Origin of the sequence: Streptomyces aidingensis (genome assembly GCF_900112355.1) — a bacterium.
Classification (GTDB): Bacteria; Actinomycetota; Actinomycetes; order Streptomycetales; family Streptomycetaceae; genus Streptomyces; species Streptomyces aidingensis.
Genome location: NZ_FOLM01000028.1, coordinates 1 through 19,263 on the forward strand (window position 1 = coordinate 1; position 19,263 = coordinate 19,263).

Annotated in this window: 16 protein-coding genes; 9 read left to right on the forward strand and 7 right to left on the reverse strand. The window is 72.5% G+C overall.

Annotated features, from left to right (window positions below; genetic code table 11):
* The 7 genes from BM242_RS27370 to BM242_RS27400 form a co-directional block, all read left to right on the forward strand.
* Window positions 1-1,504: RICIN domain-containing protein (locus BM242_RS27370; RefSeq protein ID WP_107365195.1), on the forward strand; the 1,504-nt coding region annotated here is incomplete at its 5' end.
* Window positions 1,505-1,640: 136 nt separating this feature from the next.
* Window positions 1,641-1,889 (forward strand): hypothetical protein, encoded by a 249-nt coding sequence (locus BM242_RS27375; RefSeq protein ID WP_175541609.1) that lies wholly within the window; start codon window positions 1,641-1,643, stop codon window positions 1,887-1,889.
* A 592-nt stretch (window positions 1,890-2,481) separates the two neighbouring features.
* Window positions 2,482-3,768 carry an extracellular solute-binding protein gene (locus tag BM242_RS27380; RefSeq protein WP_093841644.1) on the forward strand — a complete coding sequence of 429 codons (1,287 nt, stop codon included), beginning with the start codon at window positions 2,482-2,484 and terminating at the stop codon, window positions 3,766-3,768.
* A 342-nt stretch (window positions 3,769-4,110) separates the two neighbouring features.
* Window positions 4,111-5,388: an extracellular solute-binding protein gene (locus tag BM242_RS27385; protein ID WP_093841645.1), complete on the forward strand. Its 1,278-nt coding sequence runs from the start codon at window positions 4,111-4,113 to the stop codon at window positions 5,386-5,388.
* Window positions 5,389-5,913: 525 nt separating this feature from the next.
* Complete coding sequence (locus tag BM242_RS27390; protein ID WP_245834568.1) at window positions 5,914-6,786, forward strand: carbohydrate ABC transporter permease; 873 nt, start codon at window positions 5,914-5,916, stop codon at window positions 6,784-6,786.
* Window positions 6,787-6,905: 119 nt separating this feature from the next.
* Window positions 6,906-7,721 (forward strand): carbohydrate ABC transporter permease, encoded by an 816-nt coding sequence (locus tag BM242_RS27395; protein WP_093841672.1) that lies wholly within the window; start codon window positions 6,906-6,908, stop codon window positions 7,719-7,721.
* Between the two features lie 67 nt (window positions 7,722-7,788).
* A complete protein-coding gene (locus BM242_RS27400) occupies window positions 7,789-9,204 on the forward strand; it encodes a glycoside hydrolase family 5 protein (protein WP_217652599.1) in 1,416 nt (471 codons plus the stop codon).
* Window positions 9,205-9,315: 111 nt separating this feature from the next.
* Here BM242_RS27400 and BM242_RS27405 read toward each other — a convergent pair whose 3' ends face one another.
* From BM242_RS27405 to BM242_RS27435, 7 genes are all read right to left on the reverse strand, one after another.
* Window positions 9,316-10,425: a glycerophosphodiester phosphodiesterase gene (locus tag BM242_RS27405; protein WP_093841647.1), complete on the reverse strand. Its 1,110-nt coding sequence runs from the start codon at window positions 10,423-10,425 to the stop codon at window positions 9,316-9,318.
* Between the two features lie 135 nt (window positions 10,426-10,560).
* The gene (locus tag BM242_RS27410) at window positions 10,561-11,784 is read right to left on the reverse strand and encodes an ABC transporter permease (protein WP_093841648.1); all 1,224 of its coding nucleotides are present in this window, start codon (window positions 11,782-11,784) and stop codon (window positions 10,561-10,563) included.
* Window positions 11,781-12,521 carry an ABC transporter ATP-binding protein gene (locus BM242_RS27415; protein WP_093841649.1) on the reverse strand — a complete coding sequence of 247 codons (741 nt, stop codon included), beginning with the start codon at window positions 12,519-12,521 and terminating at the stop codon, window positions 11,781-11,783. Before BM242_RS27415 ends, BM242_RS27410 begins: the two co-directional genes overlap by 4 nt.
* Entirely contained in the window at window positions 12,518-13,834 is a 1,317-nt protein-coding gene (locus tag BM242_RS27420) for a peptidoglycan-binding domain-containing protein (protein ID WP_093841650.1), read from the reverse strand. Before BM242_RS27420 ends, BM242_RS27415 begins: the two co-directional genes overlap by 4 nt.
* Window positions 13,834-14,403 carry a hypothetical protein gene (locus tag BM242_RS27425; RefSeq protein WP_093841651.1) on the reverse strand — a complete coding sequence of 190 codons (570 nt, stop codon included), beginning with the start codon at window positions 14,401-14,403 and terminating at the stop codon, window positions 13,834-13,836. Before BM242_RS27425 ends, BM242_RS27420 begins: the two co-directional genes overlap by 1 nt.
* Window positions 14,404-14,443: 40 nt before the next feature.
* On the reverse strand, window positions 14,444-16,105 hold the full coding sequence (locus BM242_RS27430; protein WP_093841652.1) for a sensor histidine kinase: 1,662 nt from the start codon (window positions 16,103-16,105) through the stop codon (window positions 14,444-14,446).
* Complete coding sequence (locus BM242_RS27435; RefSeq protein ID WP_093841653.1) at window positions 16,102-16,854, reverse strand: response regulator transcription factor; 753 nt, start codon at window positions 16,852-16,854, stop codon at window positions 16,102-16,104. The genes BM242_RS27430 and BM242_RS27435 overlap by 4 nt, the downstream gene beginning before the upstream one ends.
* Window positions 16,855-17,011: 157 nt before the next feature.
* On the opposite strand from BM242_RS27435, the gene BM242_RS27440 reads away from it, so the two are divergent.
* Together BM242_RS27440 and BM242_RS27445 are read left to right on the forward strand one after the other, a co-directional pair.
* Window positions 17,012-18,277 carry an ATP-grasp domain-containing protein gene (locus BM242_RS27440; protein ID WP_175541610.1) on the forward strand — a complete coding sequence of 422 codons (1,266 nt, stop codon included), beginning with the start codon at window positions 17,012-17,014 and terminating at the stop codon, window positions 18,275-18,277.
* Between the two features lie 104 nt (window positions 18,278-18,381).
* A complete protein-coding gene (locus tag BM242_RS27445) occupies window positions 18,382-19,239 on the forward strand; it encodes a Rossmann-like domain-containing protein (protein WP_093841654.1) in 858 nt (285 codons plus the stop codon).
* The last annotated feature ends 24 nt before the right edge of the window (window positions 19,240-19,263 follow it).

Sequence of the window (19,263 nt, forward strand, 5' to 3'; positions counted from 1 at the left end):
CAGCCAGGCCCAGCCCGCCACCGGCACCTGGTACTACCTGGAGAACCGGCACTCCGGGAAGGTGCTGGACGTCTCCGACCGCAGCCAGGACAACGGCGCCGGGCTCATCCAGTACGCCAACAACGGCGGCACCCACCAGCAGTTCCGCTTCCTGGACTCCGGGGACGGCTACTACCGCATCCAGGCCCGGCACTCGAACAAGGTGCTGGATGTGTACGAGTGGAACGCCGACAACGGCGCCCAGATCGTGCAGTGGGACGATCTGAACGGCACCAACCAGCAGTTCCGGGCCGTCGATGCCGGTGACGGCTACTACCGCTTCGTCAACCGCTTCAGCGGCAAGGCGCTCGATGTGTGGGAGTGGTCCACCGCCGACGGCGGCCGGATCTCCCAGTACGACGACGTCGGCGGCGCGAACCAGCAGTTCCGGCTGGTCCCCGCGGGCGGCGGCGGAAACCCGGGCACCGGCTGCGGCTCGGGCAGCTACCACGCCGAGGCGGTGCAGAACGGCTCCACCTGGAACGCGCCCGGCTACAGCGGCTCCGACATGCTCTCCGCCATGCGCGCCGCGGTGAACAGCCTCACCCCCGGCCGTACCTCCATGCAGCGGGTGGTGGTGCGCGGCTCCGGCAATGTGCCGGCCAACGCCTCGCTCGACCTGCCGAGCCACACCTCGGTCGAGGTGTGCGGCACCATCAATGTCACCGGTTCGGTGGGCAACAGCCATGCGCCGATCCGGGCCCGCAATGTGACCAATGTGGCGGTGCCGTATGTCAACATCACCGGCTCGCCGTACTTCGGGATCTTCGCCCGGAATGTCAGCGGGCTGCATCTGGGCCAGATCGACCTGCGGCTCTCCGGCGGCCTGGGCATCCGGATCGACAACCACGACAACCGCAGCGTGCGGACCACCAATGTGCGGATCGACAACGTCTATGTCTCGGGCACCGGCAACCACGGGGTGGAGACCTACGGCGTGGACGGGCTGACCATCGGCACGGTCACCGCGCGGAACACCGCCTACTCCGGGCTGCTGCTCAACGACACCATCAACGCCACGGTGCAGAAGGTGGACGCCCAGAACGCCGGCACCGGAACGGGTTACGCCGCGTTCCGGATGGCCAACCGGAACGGGCGGATCGGCAGCAGCTACCCGACCAACATCCGGGTCGGCGAGGTGATCGCCAGCGGCGGCGGACGCGGGGTGTTCTGCGTCTCCGAGAGCGGCGGCGCGGTCATCGACCGGGTGACGCTGACCGACACCGGAAACAACTCGGTGCTGATCGAGAACTGCTACAACGTGACGATCGCCGCACAGAGCGGCACCATCACGCGCGGCGGTGAGTTCCGGCTGGCGGCACGGTCGGACTTCCCGGGCAACCGGGACATCACCATCCAGAACCTGACCTTCAACAACACGTCGCTGCGCGAGAGTCCGTGCGGCACCAATGTCGTCTACCGCAATCTCACCCTGAACAACACCTCCAGGAACACCTGCTCCTGAGCCCCCGGGCCGCCCGGCCGGGGCGCGCGCCGCGCCGCACCGGCGCCGCGCCCCGGCCGGGCACATCAGTTCGCAGGAACGTTTGTAGTAGCCAGGAGTGATCACACCATCGCCCTGGGCTGGTTATCGTGGGGATGTGCCACAGTTCGCCGACGAAGCGCGGCCGAGGCTGCATGTCCTGCTCCGGATGGCCAGCGACGACCCGGAAGAGCGCAGATTGATCAGGCAGTACGCGGAGAGCACGCCGGATCCGCCGCTGATGAGTGCGGACGGCATCGCGACCCGGGGATGTCCCCGGTGCCGCGGCACGATGTGGCGCCACCGGGACGGGCAGGGTCTGTTCTGGGTGTGCTCCAGTTCGGTGTGCGGCTGGATGGAGATGTAGGCCCCGGCCCTGCGCGAGCGAGCGACCGGGCGGGCGGGCGGTTCCCATGGCGAGGGGAGCCGCCCTTTTGCGTGTCCGGACGGCCCGGCGGCCGGCGGCATGGTGATCGGCGGCATGGTGATTTTGGTCACCGGCGGGCCCCTGGGGAGCGGCCGGTGGAGGCCTCGGCCGCTGCCGCGCGGTAGCGGTCCGGCGGTGCCGGGTGACCGGCCGCGGTGGCCGGAATCATTCGTTCACCGGCGCGGCGAGTGATACTTGCAGAGGTACCTGTGAACATCTGGTCCGCGAGAGGAGTGCCGGTACCGAGCGCCCGCCGCCGCCCTGTTGCCCGGCGGCGGCACGGGGACACCGCCCCACATCGGCCCCGCACCCGCATACCGCGAGGGGTATACGGGGCCGAGGCTGGCGAGCGGTGCGTTCGAGCCTGATCGACTCCGAAAGATTTCGGTTGGCCTAGATCGCGGTTCGGCCTCAATCGAAGCTTCTTCCGTCCGATCCGTTGACGTCCGAGACAGCGTCTCCCTAGGGTGCGCCTACGAAACATTCGGCAACCCGCCGAAACTTTTTGATCTGAGTGCAAAGGGGCACGACCATGTCGTTGCGTCGGCGAAGTCTGATGGGCCTGGCTGCCTCTGCGGCGGCCTCCGCACTCGTCCTCAGTGCGTGCGGAGGGGACGATGGGGGCGAGTCCGCAGACGGCAATGTGACAGTTGAGTGGTGGCACATCGGTACCGCCGAGCCCAACAAGAGCCTTTACGCGGACTGGGCGAAGGAATACGAGACCGCCAATCCCGGTGTCAAGATCAAGATCACCGAGATGGAGAACGAGGCGTTCAAGTCGAAGATGACCACGCAGCTCGCCGCGGGCGACCTGCCGGACATCTTCTCGACCTGGGGCGGCGGCGTGCTGGCCCAGCAGGTGGAGGCAGGCCTGGTCAAGGACCTGAGCGAGCCCGCCGCCGACACCATCAACACCATGACCGAGGCCGCGCTGTCGGCCTACCAGATCGACGGCAAGACCTACGGGCTGCCGATCGACGCCGGCATGGTCGGCTTCTGGTACAACAAGGCGCTGTTCGCCGAGGCGGGCATCGAGGCGCCGCCGGCCACCTGGACCGAGTTCCTGGACGCCGTGCAGAAGCTCAAGGACGCCGACATCACGCCGATAGCCCTGGCCGGCAAGGAGAAGTGGCCGGGCCACTTCTACTGGACCTACCTGGCCATGCGCATGGGCGGTCTGCAGATGCTGCAGGACGCCGCGGAGTCGAACGACTTCACCGCCGAGGGCTTCGTCCAGGCCGGTGAGAAGCTCCAGGAGCTGGCCGACCTGGAGCCCTTCCAGGAGGGCTTCATGGGCGCCGACTACTCCACCCCGGACGGCCAGGCCGCCCTGGTGGGCTCCGGCAAGGCCGCCATGGAGCTGATGGGCCAGTGGGCCCCGTCCGTGGAGAAGGACGCCGGCGGCGGCATCGGTGAGGACCTGGCCTTCTTCCCCTTCCCGGAGGTCGAGGGCGGCGTCGGCTCCGGCACCGAGGTGCTGGGCGGCGGCAACGGCTTCGCCGTGGCCGAGGACGCCCCGGACGAGGCCGTGGACTTCCTGGCCTTCATCTCCGAGCGTGAGCAGCAGGCCGCGTTCGCCGAGTCGGGTGCCGGTCTGCCGGTGCTCCAGGACTCCGTGGACCTGGTCCAGGACGCCAACCTGAAGGTCGTCGCCGAGACGGTGGCCACCTCCACCGGTTTCCAGCTCTACCTCGACCAGGCCTACGCCCCCGCGGTCGGCGGCCAGGTCAACGACAGCGTGGCCGAGCTGCTGGGCGGCACCGCCACGCCGGAGCAGGTCACCGAGGCGATCACCGCCACCGCGCAGGCCGAGGGCTGAGACCCGGGTCCGGTCCGTCCGGCGCGGTCGTCTCTCCCTCTCGCCCCCCGCAGTGGTGGCCGCGCCGGCCGGGAGCCCGGGGCACGTGCCGTGTGCCCCGGGCCCCGCGGTCGCCGGACGGCCGGTGGCGCCGGTCCGATCCGAAAGAATCCCGACAGATTCTCCGACAGATTTCGTGGTCGTCGAGTGGCCTTTCGACGCGGGCAGGGAATCGTTTCCGCTTCGATCTCGCGTGATGTGGCGGCCAGGCGTTGACCTGCGAGGAGAAGGCTCCATAGGGTGCGTCTACGAAAAATTCGGATTGTGGCCGAAAAGTTTTGAACGAGTGCAAAGGGGCACAACATGTCCTTGCGTCGGCGGGGCCTGCTGGCTGTGGGAGCCGTGGCCGCCGCGTCCTCGCTACTGCTGAGTGCGTGCGGCGTGGCGTCGGGCGATGACGGCGAGGTGACCATCGAGTGGATGCACATCGGCACCACCGAGCCGAACAAGACCATCTACGAGGAGTGGGCCAGGGACTTCGAGGCCGCCAACCCCGGGGTGAAGATCGACATCACCACCCTGGAGAACGAGGCCTTCAAGTCCAAGATGACCACCCTCATCGCGGCCGGTGACCTGCCCGACATCTTCTCCACCTGGGGCGGCGGTGTGCTGACCCAGCAGGTGGACGCCAACCTGGTGCGCGACCTGAGCGTGGTCGGCGCGCCCGCCCTGGACTCGTTCACCACCGCCGCCATCACCCCGTACAAGATCCACGGGAATGTCTACGCCATCCCGATCGACGCCGGTATGGTCGGCTTCTGGTACAACAAGGCTCTCTTCGCCGAGGCGGGCATCGAGGAGCCGCCCGCCACCTGGGAGGAGTTCCTGGACGTGGTGCAGGCGCTGAAGGACGCCGGCATCACCCCCATCGCGCTGGCCGGCCAGGAGAAGTGGCCGGGCCACTTCTACTGGGCCTACCTGGCCATGCGCATCGGCGGCCTGGACATGCTCACCTCCGCCGCCACCAGCAACGACTTCTCCGCCCCCGGCTTTGTGGAGGCGGGTGAGAAGCTTCAGGAGCTGGCCGCGATGGAGCCCTTCCAGGAGGGCTTCATGGGCGCCGCCTACTCCACCCCGGACGGCCAGGCCGCCCTGATGGGCTCCGGCAAGGCCGCCATGGAGCTGATGGGCCAGTGGGCCCCGTCGGTCCAGGCGGACTCCGGCGGCGGCATCGGCGAGGACCTCGGCTTCTTCCCCTTCCCGGAGGTCGAGGGCGGCGAGGGCAACATCAGGGAGGCGTTCGGCGGCGGCAACGGCTTCGCGCTCGCCGCGGACTCGCCCCCCGAGGCGGTGGACTTCCTGCTCTTCATCTCGGAGCGGGAGCAGCACGCCAAGTTCGTCGAGTCCGGCGCGGGACTGCCGTCCCTGGCCGGCGCGGTGGACATGGTCCAGGACGAGAACCTGCGGATGGTCGCGCAGGAACTCGCCGACGCCACCGGATTCCAGCTCTACCTCGACCAGGCCTTCCCGCCGGCGGTGGGCGGCCAGGTCAACGACAGCGTCGCGGAGCTGATCGCCGGAAACGTGACGCCGGAGGAGGTCGCCGAGGCCATCTCGATCACCGCCCAGACCGAGGGCTGACGAGGGCCGAGGCCCACAGACGGCCGCGCCGGACACAGAGGAGAGCCGGTCCCGTCCGGCGCGGCCTTTCCTCCCGGAGAACTCCCGGAGAACTCCCGGAGACTTCCGGACCCCGGGCCGCGCGTTCAACTGAATCGCACAACCGAACAGCGCAGAAACCGGCGGATCGCATCCGCACCACCCGAAAGCGCCCCGGGCACCCCCCGTTCGGCGCAGCACAACGGCCAGCCCCATGCACGATCACATACAACTCAGGTCGCGACGGCACAGCGCGGTGCCGGCCAGAGCGACACCGACCGCAACCCCGGCAGGGTCGGCTCCCGCCCCAGCCGCGCAACCGGCCGAAACCCCGGCCGCACACCTTTTCGTACCGAATCGGAGCGACGAGACATGACACCTCCGGTGATGACCGGCGAGCGGAGCGCCGCCGCGGGCGGAGGACACGCCCGCGTGCGGAAGTCCCGCACGTCCACGGGCTCCGCCGCCCGCAACCGCAGCAGGCGCCGCGGCACCATCGCCCTCTTCATGGCACCCGCGCTGCTGCTCTACACGCTGCTGGTCCTCGTGCCGGTCGCACTGGCGATCTACTTCAGCTGGTTCAAGTGGAACGGCTTCGGCGGGCTGCCGACCGACTTCATCGGGTTCGACAACTTCACCCGGATGCTCGAGGACCCGCTGTTCACCGGCGACCTGCGCCGCGGCGGCCTGCTGGTGGTGCTCTCGCTCCTCGTGCAGCTTCCGCTCTCGCTGGGCCTGGCGCTGCTGCTCAACCAGCGGATGCGCGGCCGTGCCCTGTACCGGCTGCTGTTCTTCGCGCCGTATGTGATCTCCGAGGTCATCACCGGTGTGCTGTTCAGCCTGATCCTTTCGCCCCAGGACGGCCTGTTCAACCAGATCCTGGGCAGCGTCGGCCTGGAGTCCTGGCAGAAGGCCTGGCTGGCCGAGCCGGACACCGTGATGATCGCCCTGTTCGTGGTCATCACCTGGCGGTTCTTCGGCTTCCACACCATCCTCTACCTGGCCGGCCGGCAGTCCATCCCGGGCGAGCTGTACGAGGCGGCCTCGCTGGACGGCGCCAGCGGCTGGCACCAGTTCCGGCACATCACCCTGCCGCTGCTCGGCCCCACCATCCGGATCAGCGCCTTCCTGTCGGTGATCGGCACCATCCAGCTCTTCGACCTGGTGTGGATCCTCACCCGGGGCGGCCCCGTGCACTCCTCCGAGACGCTGGCCGTGACCATGTTCGACTACGGCTTCCAGCGCTACCAGATCGGCTACGCCAGCGCCTTCAGCGTGGCGATCTTCATGATCAGCATGGTCTTCGCGCTGCTCTACATGCGGTTCGTTATGCGCCGTGACACCGCGGGCGCCCTCACCACCATGGGAGGCAGGAAGTGACTGCCCGCACCGACAAGACCGTCCAGCAGGCGGCCGGCCCGGCCGCCGGGGTGAGCAAGGACGGCGCCCGGCCGGTCAAGATCCGCCGCCGCGCCTCCGACGGCGGGCGGCGCAGGCCGCTGCCGGCCGCGCTCTCGCTGCACGCGCTGGCCCTGATCCTGGTGGCACTGGTACTGGTGCCGCTGCTGTTCGCCATCATCGGCGGCTTCAAGGACACCACCCAGCTCTCCGACAACGCCTTCGGTCTGCCCGACCCCTGGCGCCCGGAGAACTACACCGACGTGCTCACGGCCGGCGACTTCTGGCGGCAGTTGTTCAACAGCACGCTGGTCGCCCTCGGCACCACCGTGATCGTGGTGATCGCCGGGGCCATGGTGGCCTTTGTGATGGCCCGGTTCTCGTTCCGCGGCCGGGAGGGCTTCTTCACCCTCTTCACCGTCGGCCTGATGTTCCCGCCCGCGGTGGCGATCCTGCCGCTGTTCGTGCTGCTGCGCGAGATGAGCCTGCTGGACAACCCGTTCGGCGTGATCCTGCCGCAGGCCGCCTTCGGCCTGCCGATCACCATCATCATCCTGCGCGGCTTCTTCCGGGAGGTCCCGCACGAGGTGGAGGAGGCGGCCATTCTGGACGGCTGCTCCCCGGCCGGCTTCTTCTGGCGCATCCTGATGCCGATGTCCCGCCCGGCGCTGGCCACCGTCGCGGTGCTGTCGCTCGTGGTGAGCTGGAACAACTACTTCCTGCCGCTGGTCGTCTTCACCGATCCCGACTGGTGGACGCTGCCGCTGGGCGTTCAGCAGTTCCAGGGCCAGTACGCGTCCGACACCGCCAAGGTTCTCGCCTATCTGGTGCTCGCCATGCTGCCCGCGCTCGGGTTCTTCGCGATCGCCGAACGCCACCTGGCCAGCGGTCTGACCGCCGGCGCCACCAAGGGATGAGAGGGGACGACCGACCGTGACGGCACAGACATCCGGAACAGAAACGGGCACGGGCACGGGCACGGGCATGGGCACGGGGGCAGCGGCCCGGCCGATGCTGCGGGTGTCCGGCACCGGCCTGGCCGACGGCGAGGGCAACCCGGTCCGGCTGCGCGGCGTGGGCCTGGGCGGCTGGATGAACATGGAGAACTTCATCACCGGCTACCCCGGCACCGAGGCCGGAATGCGCCAGGCGGTGACCTCCGTACTCGGCCCGGACCGGGCCGGGCTGTTCTTCGACCGGCTGCTCGGCTCCTTCTTCACCGCCGAGGACGCGGCGCTGCTCGCCGCGCTGGGCACCAACTGCGTGCGCATCCCCGTCAACTACCGGCACTTCGAATCCGATCTGCGGCCCTTCGAAATCATCGAGGAGGGCTTCGCGCACCTCGACCGGGTGATCGGCCTGCTGGGCGAACACGGCATCTACAGCGTGATCGACCTGCATGCCCTGCCCGGCGCGCAGAACCAGCACTGGCACTCCGACAACCCGACCCATGTGGCCGCCTTCTGGCTGCACCGGCACTTCCAGGACCGGGTCGTGAAGCTGTGGGAGTTCATGGCCGACCGCTACAAGGACAACCCCTGGGTGGCCGGCTACAACCCCATCAACGAGCCGGCCGACCCCAGCGGCGAGGCCATCGGCCCGTTCTACGACCGGCTGGTCAAGGCGGTCCGCGCGGTCGACCCGCACCATGTGCTGTTCCTGGACGGCAACACCTACTCCACGGACTTCTCCGTCTTCCGCGAGGTCTACGAGAACACCGTGTTCGTCTGCCACGACTACGCGCTGGCCGGCTTCGCGCACGGCGGCCCGTACCCGGGCTATACCCGCGGTGAGTGGGTGGACGCGGACCATCTGCGGGCCGCGTTCGACAAGCGCACCCGCTTCCAGCGGGAGACCGGCACCCCGCTGTGGGTGGGCGAATTCGGCCCGGTGTACACCGGCGACCCGGAGCGGGACGCCCAGCGGTACCAGATCCTGCGCGACCAGCTCGCGCTGTACGACGAGCACCAGGCCGGCTGGTCGCTGTGGACGTACAAGGACGTCGGGCTCCAGGGGCTGGTCAGCCCCGGCCCGGACGGGGCGTACCGGGAGCGCTTCGGCCCGTTCATCGCCAAGAAGAAGCGGCTGGGCGCGGACCGCTGGGGCTCCACCATGGAGGAGTCGGCGGACGCGATGGCCCCGCTGCACCGGCTGATCGAGACCGAGGCGCCGGACTGGTTCGCCTACCCGTGGGGCGGGCGCTACCAGACCGACGACCTGATCCGGCACATCCTGATCGCGCAGGCGCTGCTGCCGGAGTACGCGGAGCTGTTCCGCGGGCTGGACGAGCCGGAGCTGCTGGCCCTGGCGGACTCCTTCGCCCTGGACAACTGCGTGCGGCGGCAGCCGCTGCTCGATCTGCTGGCGGAGAACCTGGGCGGCACCGCCTCACCTGCCTGATCCCGGCACCGACCACTGTCCGCAACGGGGGAAGCCCGGCGGCCCGGCCCTTGAGAGGGGCCGGCCCGCCGGGCTTGCGCGTTGCGGGCGCGGGCGGCAGCCCGGAGGGGGTCAGTGGCGGGGGGTGCGGTAGGGCTTGGGGAGTTTGAGGCCGTGGGCGGCCATCACCTGGCGGAGACGGTCGGGGTAGTCGGTGATGATGCCGTCCACACCGTCGTTGATCAGCTTGTGCATGGTGGCCGGGTCGTTCACGGTCCAGGGGATCACCTTCAGGCCGGCCCGGTGGGCTTCGGCGACGAGTTCGGCGGTGACGTAGGGCTGGTAGTCCGGGTCGCCGACCGCGCCGCCCTGCGGGCTGCCGTGCACCGGGGAGATGGCGTCGGCGCCGAAGGACTTGGCCGCGGCCACCAGGCTGCCGCCGAAGTCGTCGATGTCGATGCCGCCCAGCCAGGGCGAGGCGCCCGGTTGGCCGACCTGGAGGAAGGGCTGGCCATTGGTGAGCGCGATGATCGGCAGCCGGGGCTCGACCTCGCGCATCCGCATCAGCGCGCCCCAGTCGAAGCTCTGCACGGTGACCTGGCGCAGCATCCGGGCCCGGCGCACCTCCTTGGCCACCACCTGCACGAACTGCTCGCGCGGCGCGGTCTCGTGCGGGGCGCCCGCCTCCACCTTGGTCTCGATGTTGAGCTTGACGCCGTAGGCCCGGTAGTCCTTCACCAGGTCGAAGACCTCCGAGAGCAGCGGCATCCGCTCGCCGGGGCTGGGCCGCTGCCCGGGGTACTGGGGCAGGGTCCGGGAGCCGCAGTCCAGGGTGCGCACCTGGGCCAGGGTCAGATCGACGATGTACTTGCCGACGTAGGGGTACTGCGGGTCGCCCGCGAAGGCCGGTCCGGTGTCCTGGCACTTCGCGCCGGAAATCCGCCGGTCGTGGGTGACCACCGCCTGGCCGTCCTTGGTGATCTGCACATCGAGTTCCAGGGTGCTGACCCCCGTCTCCAGGCCGTTCGCGAACGACGCCAGGGTGGATTCCACCACCAGGCCGAGGCCGCCGCGGTGCGCCTGGAGGTCGAAGTGCGGCTTGTGGTGGTGGTGACCGTGCCGGCCGCCATGACCGCCGTGGCCGCCGTGGTGGGGTGTGGCCGCGGCCGTCACCGACAGCGCGACCAGCGCCACGGCGACGAGTGAGCGGACGGTGTTCCTGGTCGTGGACCGGTACCGCATCCGGTGCCTCCCTGTGGGGAAACGGAACGTCTGCATACGGCACCCGACTATCCGCCGCCCCGGTGGCGCCCCGGTGGCGCGCCGATGTCCCCCCGGACGCCCCCGCATGACGGCTGCGCCGCCGCGGAGCGGCGTTCAGGCGGCCGTGGCCAGCGCTTCGGTGGGGGCGAGACGGGCGGCGCGCAGGGCCGGGTAGAGGCCGGCGCAGGCGCCGATCAGGAGGGTGGCGGCCAGGCCGCCGCCCATCGCCCAGGCCGGGACCACGGCGGGCCAGCCCTGGGAGGCCGCGTAGCCGGCGGTGACGGCGATGCCGAGCAGCACCCCGCCCGCGCCGCCGAGGGCGGAGAAGAGCTGGGACTCCACCAGGAACTGGGTACGGATCTGCCCGCGGGTGGCGCCCAGCGAGCGGCGCAGGCCGATCTCGGCCCGCCGCTCCAGTACCGAGATCACCATGGTGTTGGCCACCCCCACCCCGCCGACCAGCAGTGATACCGCGCCCAGGCCCAGCAGCAGGGCGCCCAGGGTGTCGTCGGCCGCCTGTTTGGCGGCCAGCGCGTCGGACGGGCGGGAGACCTGCACCTCGTTGGGGGCGGCCGGATTGGCGGTCGCGCCCAGCACCGCCTGGACATCCTCCACGGCGTGCTCGGCGGTCCGCGCGTAGACGGTGGTCGGGTATCCGTCGAAGCCCAGCTCCGACTCGGCGGCCGGCCAGCCGACCAGCGCCGAGGTGTCCAGTTCCGGGGCCAGCGGCGCCGGATGGAGAATGCCGGTGACGGTGAACCAGCGGTCGCCGAGCCGGACCAGGACATCCGTCCCGGTGCGGTGCACGCCGAGGCGTTCGGCCGCGGTGCTGCCCAGCACGACGGCGGGGTAGGCGGCGGTGGCGTCGTTCAGCCAGCTTCCGGAGGCGATCTCGGCGCCGGTGGCGGCGGGCAGGTCCAGGGCGGCGGCACGGACCGCCAGGGAGTTGTTCTGCGCCTCGGGGATCAGATCGGTGCGGTAGACCCGGGCCGTGGTCTTCCCGGTGGCGGAGACGGTCTGCACCGGGCCGATCCGGGCGATCATCTCCGGTGCCTCGGCCGGGAGCGGGGACTCCTCGCCGCCCAGGGTCTGGCCGGGGGAGACGGTGAGGAGATTGGTGCCCAGCTCGGCGAGCTGCCGGTTGAGGTCCTCCCGGCTGGAGGCCGAGATGCCGGTGACGCAGACCATGGCGGCGATGCCGATGGCGATGCCCAGTGCGGAGAGGACGACCCGCAGCGGGCGGGCGCGCAGTCCGGCGGCGCCGGTGCGCAGCACATCGGCCGGGGCCATGCGGGCCGCGGCGGGCGGGGCGGGCTCGGGTTCGGGCTTGCGTGTCATGCGGTCACCTCCGTGAGCCGCGCGCCGGTCTCGGTGCCGGTGCCGGTGCCGGGGCCGGTGTCGTGGAGGATGCAGCCGTCCTTGAGGTGGACGGCGCGCGGGAGCGAGGCGGCGATCTCCCGGTCATGGGTGATGACCACCACCGTGGTCCCGGCCGCGTTCAGCTCGCGCAGCAGCTCCATCACCCCGCCGCCGGAGGCCGAGTCCAGGGCGCCGGTCGGCTCGTCCGCCAGCAGCAGCGGGGGATTGCCCAGCACCGCCCGGGCGATGGCGGTGCGCTGCTTCTCCCCACCGGAGAGCTGGTGCGGCCGGTGCGCGAGCCGGTGGCCGAGGCCGACGCGGCGCAGCGCCGTCTCGGCCAGGGCGCGGCGCCGGGCGCGCTCCACGCCCGCGTAGAGCAGTCCGTCGGCCACGTTGTCCAGCACCGGCACCCCGGGCGCCAGATGGAACTGCTGGAAGACGAAGCCGATGGTGGCGGCGCGCAGCGCGGACAGCTGCCGGTCGGTCAGGCGGGAGATGTCGTGACCGTCGATCCGGACGGTGCCGGAGGACGGACGCTGAAGGGTGCCGATGACGTTGAGCAGTGTGGACTTGCCGGAGCCGGACGGGCCGACGACGGCGAGGAGTTCGCCCCGGCGGACGGTCAGATCGGCGTCCCGCAGTGCGGCGACCTCGCCGTAGCGCCGGCCGGCGCCGCGCAGTTCGACCACCGGGCGGGGCGGGCGGGCGCCGGTCATCCGGGGACTCCCACGGTCAGGCCGGGGGCAAGTCCGTCGCCGCTGATCTCGACCAGGCCGTCGGCGAACAGGCCGGTGTCCACGGCCAGATAGCGGGTGGCGGAGTCCTCGACGACCTCCACGGCATAGCCGCCCTCACGCAGCGCCACCAGCGCGGTGACCGGGACGGCGAGCACCTCCTCGCGCCGCTCGGCCTCCAGCACCACATCCACCGGGGCCGCCTGGTAGCCGCCGAGCTGCTCCTCGTCCAGGGCGGTGAGTTCGACGGGGATGACGGCGGTGGGCGTGCCGGCCGTGCCGGTGGCCGCGGTGGATGTGGTGCCGGTGCCGGTGCCGGTGGTGGTGGCGGCGGTGCCGACGGCGGTGACCTCGGCCTGCGCCTCGGTGCCGTCCGGCAGGGTGACGGTGGCCGAGGTGCCCTCGGCGACCAGGCCCTCCAGCGCGACATCCAGATCGACGGAGATCACCCGCTCGGTGCCGGTCCAGCTCAGCACCGGACCGGTCGCCGCGCCGCCGGGCGAGGCGGCCCGCGCGTCCACCCGGATCCCACCGGGGGCGATCACCGCCTGGCCCGGGGCGAGGGTGCCGGTCTCGGCGAGCCCGAGCTCCCGCTGCCAGGCGCGCAGCGCGTCCGCGGTGCCGCCGGTGAACTCGTGGTCCACGGTGAAGCCGGTGTGGCCGAGGGCTTCCAGGTTCTGCTCCAGCTGCCGCACGTCCTTTCCCTCGCTGCCCTCGGCGAGCGGGCGGTAGAGCGGAAGGGAGCCGTAGAGCAGCGGCACCGGCCGCTCGTTCACCCGGTAGACGGTCTCGCCGCGCCCGATCACATCGCCGGCCTCGGGCAGCCAGGTGAGCAGGGCGTCGGGCTCGGCGGCCTGCACCGTGGTGGCCTCGCCGTGGCCGAGGCTGCCGGTGACCTTCTCGGTGCGGACCAGGGTGGTCCGCTCCACGGTGGCGGTGGCGGGCGGGCCGCCGGGCGGTGCGGCCCCGGCGGTGCCGTTGCCGCCGCCCCAGCCGATCGCGGCGGCGCCGACGGCCCCGGCCGCCGCGACGGCGGCGACGGCCGCGATCACCGTGCGTCCGGGCCGCCGCAGGCTGCCGCGGGGCGGGCCGCCGGCGGTTCTCCGCCCGGCGGCGCTGCCGTGATCGCCGCCGGTGGTGCCGCGGCGGGGGCCGGGCGGGGTGCGGTCACCGGTGCCCGGCGGGTTCCGGGAGGCGGCCGGGGGCGGCTGGTCCGTGCCGGTGGTGGCGGTGCCGGTGGTGGTGCCGGGCGCGGTGGCCGCCGCCGGATCGTGGTCGCTGCCGTGCCGCGGCATCACTCGTCGCCCCCGATGAGGTCGTTGACCGCGTCGCGGCAGGTGTCCAGGGCGTCCTGGAAGTCCGGGGAGGAGGGGTCGATGCCGGTTTCGCCGAGGCCGGGGCCGAAGCCGCTGTCCGGGTCGGGATCGGGCACGTCGATGCCCTGCTCCCGCATGCATTCGGCCAGGTCGCCCAGGGATTCCAGCTGCTCGTCGGTGAGGCCGTCCCGGTCGGAGAGCTGCGGCGGGGCCAGGTCGCGGCAGGCGTCCATGGCCGTCTCCAGGGAGTCCAGGTCCGCCACGCCGCCCCGCATGTCGGCGAGGTCGAACTCGCCGGTCTCCGGGTCGGGATCGGGGAGCTCGATGCCGTGGTCGCGCATGCACTCGGCGAACTCCCTGGCCTGTTCGGCGGTGTCGTCGGCCCCGGAGCCGGCCCCGGAGCCGGCGGCGGCGGAGGCGTCGTCGCCGAGCGAGGCCACCGAGGCGGAATCCTCCCCGCTGCCGCCGCCGCAGGCCGCCGTGAACAGGCCCAGGGCCAGCAGCGCGGCTGCCGCCGTCTTCCTTGCTGTGGTCGTGGTGGTGGTCATGGGCCGATGATGCGCGGCCGGTGTGGGAAGGGGCTGGGCGTCACCTGGGAACAAGCTGGGAGCACGCCGCCGTGTCCCCGCCGGGGGCCGGCGGTGCCGGTGGTGCGGGCAGCGGCAGCAGGAGGCGGAAGACGGCGCCTCCGCCGTCGCCGGGCCGCAGTTCGATCCGGCCGCGGTGGGCTTCGGTGAGCGCGGCGGCGATGGCCAGCCCGAGTCCCGTGCCGCCGTCCCTGGCCGGGCCGGCCCGGTAGAAGCGTTCGAAGACGTGCCGGGCGTCCTTCGGCGGAATGCCGGGACCGGTGTCCGCCACCTCCAGCACCGCCACCGGCGTCGCCGTCCTTGCCGCAGCGGCGTCCGGCGGCGCGGCCAGCTCGCCGACGGCGGCCAGCGGCCTGCCGGCCGCGGAGGCCGCCGCGGCGTCCGCGCATCCGACGCGCAGGGTGATTCCGGCGTCCGCCGGGGTGTGGGTGAGCGCGTTGGCCAGCAGATTGCCCACCACCTGCCGCAGCCGCAGCGGATCGCCCAGCACCGTCACCGGGTCCGGCCGGGCGGCCGGCCGCCCCGCCCCGCCGCCGTCCAGCCCGGTCAGCCGCAGTGTGCGGTCCGGGTGCCGGCCGTGCGCGTCGCGGATCAGATCGGCGGCGAGTTCGCGCAGCTCGACCGGGCGGTGCTCGACCGGCCGCTGCCGGTCCAGCCGGGCCAGCACCAGCAGGTCCTCCACCAGCACCCCCATCCGGGCCGCCTCCGCCTCGATCCGGGCCAGTGCCGCGCCCGGGTCGCCGCCGCGGCGGGCGAGCTCGGCGAAGCCGCGGATCGAGGTCAGCGGGGTGCGCAGCTCGTGCGAGGCGTCGGCCAGGAACTGCCGCAGCCGCTCCTCGGAGGCGCGGCGGGCGGCGAACTCCCACTCCACCCGGGCGAGCACGGCGTTCATGGCGCGGCCCAGCCGGCCCGGTTCGGTGTGCGGGTCGGCGTCCGCCACCCGCCGGGTGAAGTCGCCCGCCGCGATCTCGCCGGAGGTGGCGGCCATTCTGGTCAGCGGGCGCAGGCCGAGCCGTACCAGCACCGCGGCCAGCGCCGCCAGGACCAGCAGCACGGCGGCGGCGACCCCGGCGGCGATCACGGCCAGCCGGTTGACCGTCGACTCCACCTGGTCCAGCGAGACCGCGGTGACCAGGATCTGCCCGGACACCAGGGCGGTGGAGTGCACCCGCCAGGAGTGGCCGCCGGAGCCGATGTCGGGGGCGGTGAACGGCTTGCCGGACCGTTCGGCCAGGACCGCCCGGTCCGGCAGGTCGGGTCCGGAGCCGGCCATGCCGGACGGGAAGACCAGCGGCTCGCCGCCGTCCGCCGGATGGAGATGGATGCGGGAGCGTTCGCCGTAGCGGTCCGCCAGGAGCTGTTCCAGCAGGGTGGGTTCGCCCTCCGGCAGCAGCAGTTGCTGGAGCTCCATGAGGAAGACGAACCGGCCGGCCGCGCTGCTCTCGGCGGCGAGTTCCTCGTCCACCCGGTCGGTGAGGTAGCCGCGCAGCAGGACCACCCCGGCGCCGCCGGCCACGGTGACGGCGAGGGCGGAGAGCGCCACGGTGACGGCCACCAGCCGGGCGCGCAGCGTCCAGCGCCGCCATGGCCGTGGCCGCCAGGAGCGGAGCCGCCGGAGCCGCGGGCGTCGCGGCCGGCTGGGGTGCGGGGGGCCGGCGGTCATGCGGTGGGCTCCTCGCGCGGAGTGCGCAGCACATAGCCGACGCCGCGCAGGGTGTGGATCAGGGGCGGCCCGGCTCCGCTGTCTATCTTGCGGCGCAGGTAGTGGATGTAGGACTCGACGATCCGGGAGTCGCCGCCGAAGTCGTAGCCCCACACCCGGTCCAGGATCTGGGCCTTGCTGACCACCCGGCCGGTGTTCTCCAGCAGATAGGCCAGCAGCCGGAACTCGGTGGGCGACAGCTCGACCGGGCGGCCGGCCCGGGTGACCTCGTGGGCGTCGGGGCGCAGGGTGAGGTCGGCGCAGCGCAGCGGGGGCGGAGCGCCGGCCGGACCGCCGCCGCCGTCGCCGCCGTTGCCGCCGTTGCCGTGGCCGGTGCGGCGCAGGATGGCGCGGACCCGGAGCACCACCTCTTCCAGGCTGAACGGCTTGGTGACGTAGTCGTCGGCCCCGGCGGACAGGCCCTGGATGCGGTCCTCCACGGTGTCCCGGGCGGTGAGGAACAGCACCGGGACGGGCGTCTGTTCGCCGTCGCGGCGCAGCAGTGCGGCGACGTCGAAGCCGCCGAGGTCGGGCAGCATGACGTCCAGCACCACCAGGTCGGGGCGGCGGGCGGCGGCCGAGTGCAGCGCCTCGGCGCCGCCGGCGGCGCAGGACACCTCGAATCCGGCCAGCCGGAAGGTCTGGGCCAGCAGGTCACGGATGTTGGGCTCGTCGTCGACGATCAGCAGATACGCGGCGGACTCGGGCATTCCTCCAGTGGTACACCCTCCGGCTCGGAATTCCCTGAGAACGGGCGGCGAGGACCGGGGAAGGGGTGCCGGCGCCCGCCGGCGCCGGTGGCGCGGCCGTAATCATCAGTCCCGGCATAGGTGACAATGAAAATGATTATCGCTATGGTCTTCGGTCGTGGGACATCTGCTGATGATCGAAAGCTGGGTCGGATCGATGAGCCGGCTGCTGCCGCGCGCCATCGGCGAGGCGGGGCACCGGTTCACCTTTCTCACCCGGGACCTGCATCACTACCTGCGCGCCCATCCGCCCGGGGGCGGCCCGCACCCGCTGCTGGCGGCGCAGAACGTGCTCACCGCCGAGACCAACGACACCGCCGGACTGCTGGACCGGGCCGAGTCGCTGCACGGGGTGCTGGGCTTCGACGGGGTGCTGTCGTCCTGCGACTACTACCTGCCGGCCGTGGCCCGGGTCGCCGACCGCCTGGGCCTGCCCGGCCCCGACCCGGAGGCCGTGGCGGCGGCCTGCCGCAAGGACGCCACCCGCCGGGCGCTGGACGCGGCGGGGGTGCCCGGCCCCCGGCACGCGCTCTGCCGGGACTGGCCGGAGACCGCCGCCGCCGCCGCGGAGATCGGCTACCCGCTGGTCATCAAGCCGGTCGACCTGTGCGCCGGGATGTATGTCCGGCAGGCCGGTGACGAACGGGAACTCGCGGACGCCTGGAAGGCGCTGAGCGACTTCCCGGTCAATGCGCGCGGCCAGCGCCGGGACCCGGTCGTGCTGCTGGAGGAACTGCTCACCGGCCCCGAGGTCAGCGTGGAGACGGTTTCGTACGACGGCACCTGCCGGGTGGTCGGGGTGACCGACAAGAGCCTGGGCGGCGCACCCGCGTTCATCGAGACCGGCCACATGTTCCCGGCCGCGCTGGAGCCGGCGGACCGCCGGGCGGCGGCCGAGACCGCGGTGGCGGCGCTGCGCGCGCTGGGCCTGGACCAGGTCGTCGCCCACACCGAGATCAGGCTGACGCCCGGCGGCCCCCGGGTGATCGAGGTCAACCCCCGCCCGGCCGGCAACCGGATCACCGAGCTGGTGCGGCATGTCACCGGCATCGACCTGCCCGGCGCGGCCGTGGACGTGGCGCTCGGCCGCGTCCCGGACCTGGAGCCCCGGCCGACCGGCGTCGGCAGCGCCGCCATCGGCTTCCTGCTGCCGGACCGGGCGGGCGAACTGGCCGGGATCGACGGCGCGGAGCGGGCCGCCGCCGCGGAGGGGGTGCGGGAAGTCGATCTGGCCGCGCCCGGCCGGACGGTGCGGGCGGCCGGCAGCAACAACGACTATCTGGGCCATGTGATGGTGACCGATCCGCGGGCCGGACAGGCCAGGGAGCGGATGGCCGGTGTCCTGGCCGGGCTCCGCCCCCGCTACGCGGGCGGCCCCGCATGAGCCGGGCGGCGGCGGCCACGGCGGCCACGGGAGCCGGAGGGGCCACGGGGACATCCTCCGGCCCGCCCGCGAAGGCCGGGCGGCTCGCGCGGTCCGCACCGCCCGTGCGCTCGGTCGCGGAGCTGGTGGCGCGGGTGCGGGCCGGGGAGTACGGGCCCGACCCGGCGCGGGAGCGGATCTCCGTCGCCTTTGTCACCAGCCAGGCCGTGCGCCACCGGGGACGCGGCACCGGCTACCGCAACGAGGTGCTCAGCCTGCGGCTGGCCGCCGCGGTCGGCTCCTGCGCCGTGGAGCCCGGCACCCTGCCGGGCGGCGCGCCCGAGGAGTGCGTCGGCGCGTCCGTCGCGGAACTGCTGGACCATCCACTGGCCGCAGTCCGCACCGCCGCCCTGGACGCCTACCTCGGCCACGCCCTGCCGCACACCCCCGAGCACGGCGCCACCCCGTATCCGCTGCCCGCCGGCACCAGCCTGGCCAGATCCCGGGCCCGGGCCCGCGCGGTGGCCGCGCTGCTGCCGGACGACGGACCGGCGGCGGTGCGGCGGGTGCTGGTCGTCGGGGTGGTCAACTCACTGCTGGAGCAACTGCGGGAACGCGGGCTGGCCTATGTGCCGTGCGATCTCAAGGGGGGCCGCACCGAGTGGGGCGAGCCGGTCCGCACCGACGCCGCCCCGGAGGCCGACGGCTGCGACGCGCTGCTGGTCTCCGGCATGACCCTGGGCAACGGCACCTTCGAACCGCTGCTGGCCCATGCCCGCGCCACCGGCAAGCCGCTGGTGATGTTCGCCCAGACGGGCAGCGCCGTGCTGCCCCGCTTCCTCGGCGCGGGCGTCACCGCCGTCTCCGCCGAGCCCTACCCCTTCTTCTGGCTGGACGGCGGTCCCGGGCTGCTGTACCGCTACCGCCTCGGCCGCCGCCCGGAGCGTCAGCCCATACCCGACGGAACGGAAAGCGCCCGATGACCGCGACCGTTGCCCATGCCTCCG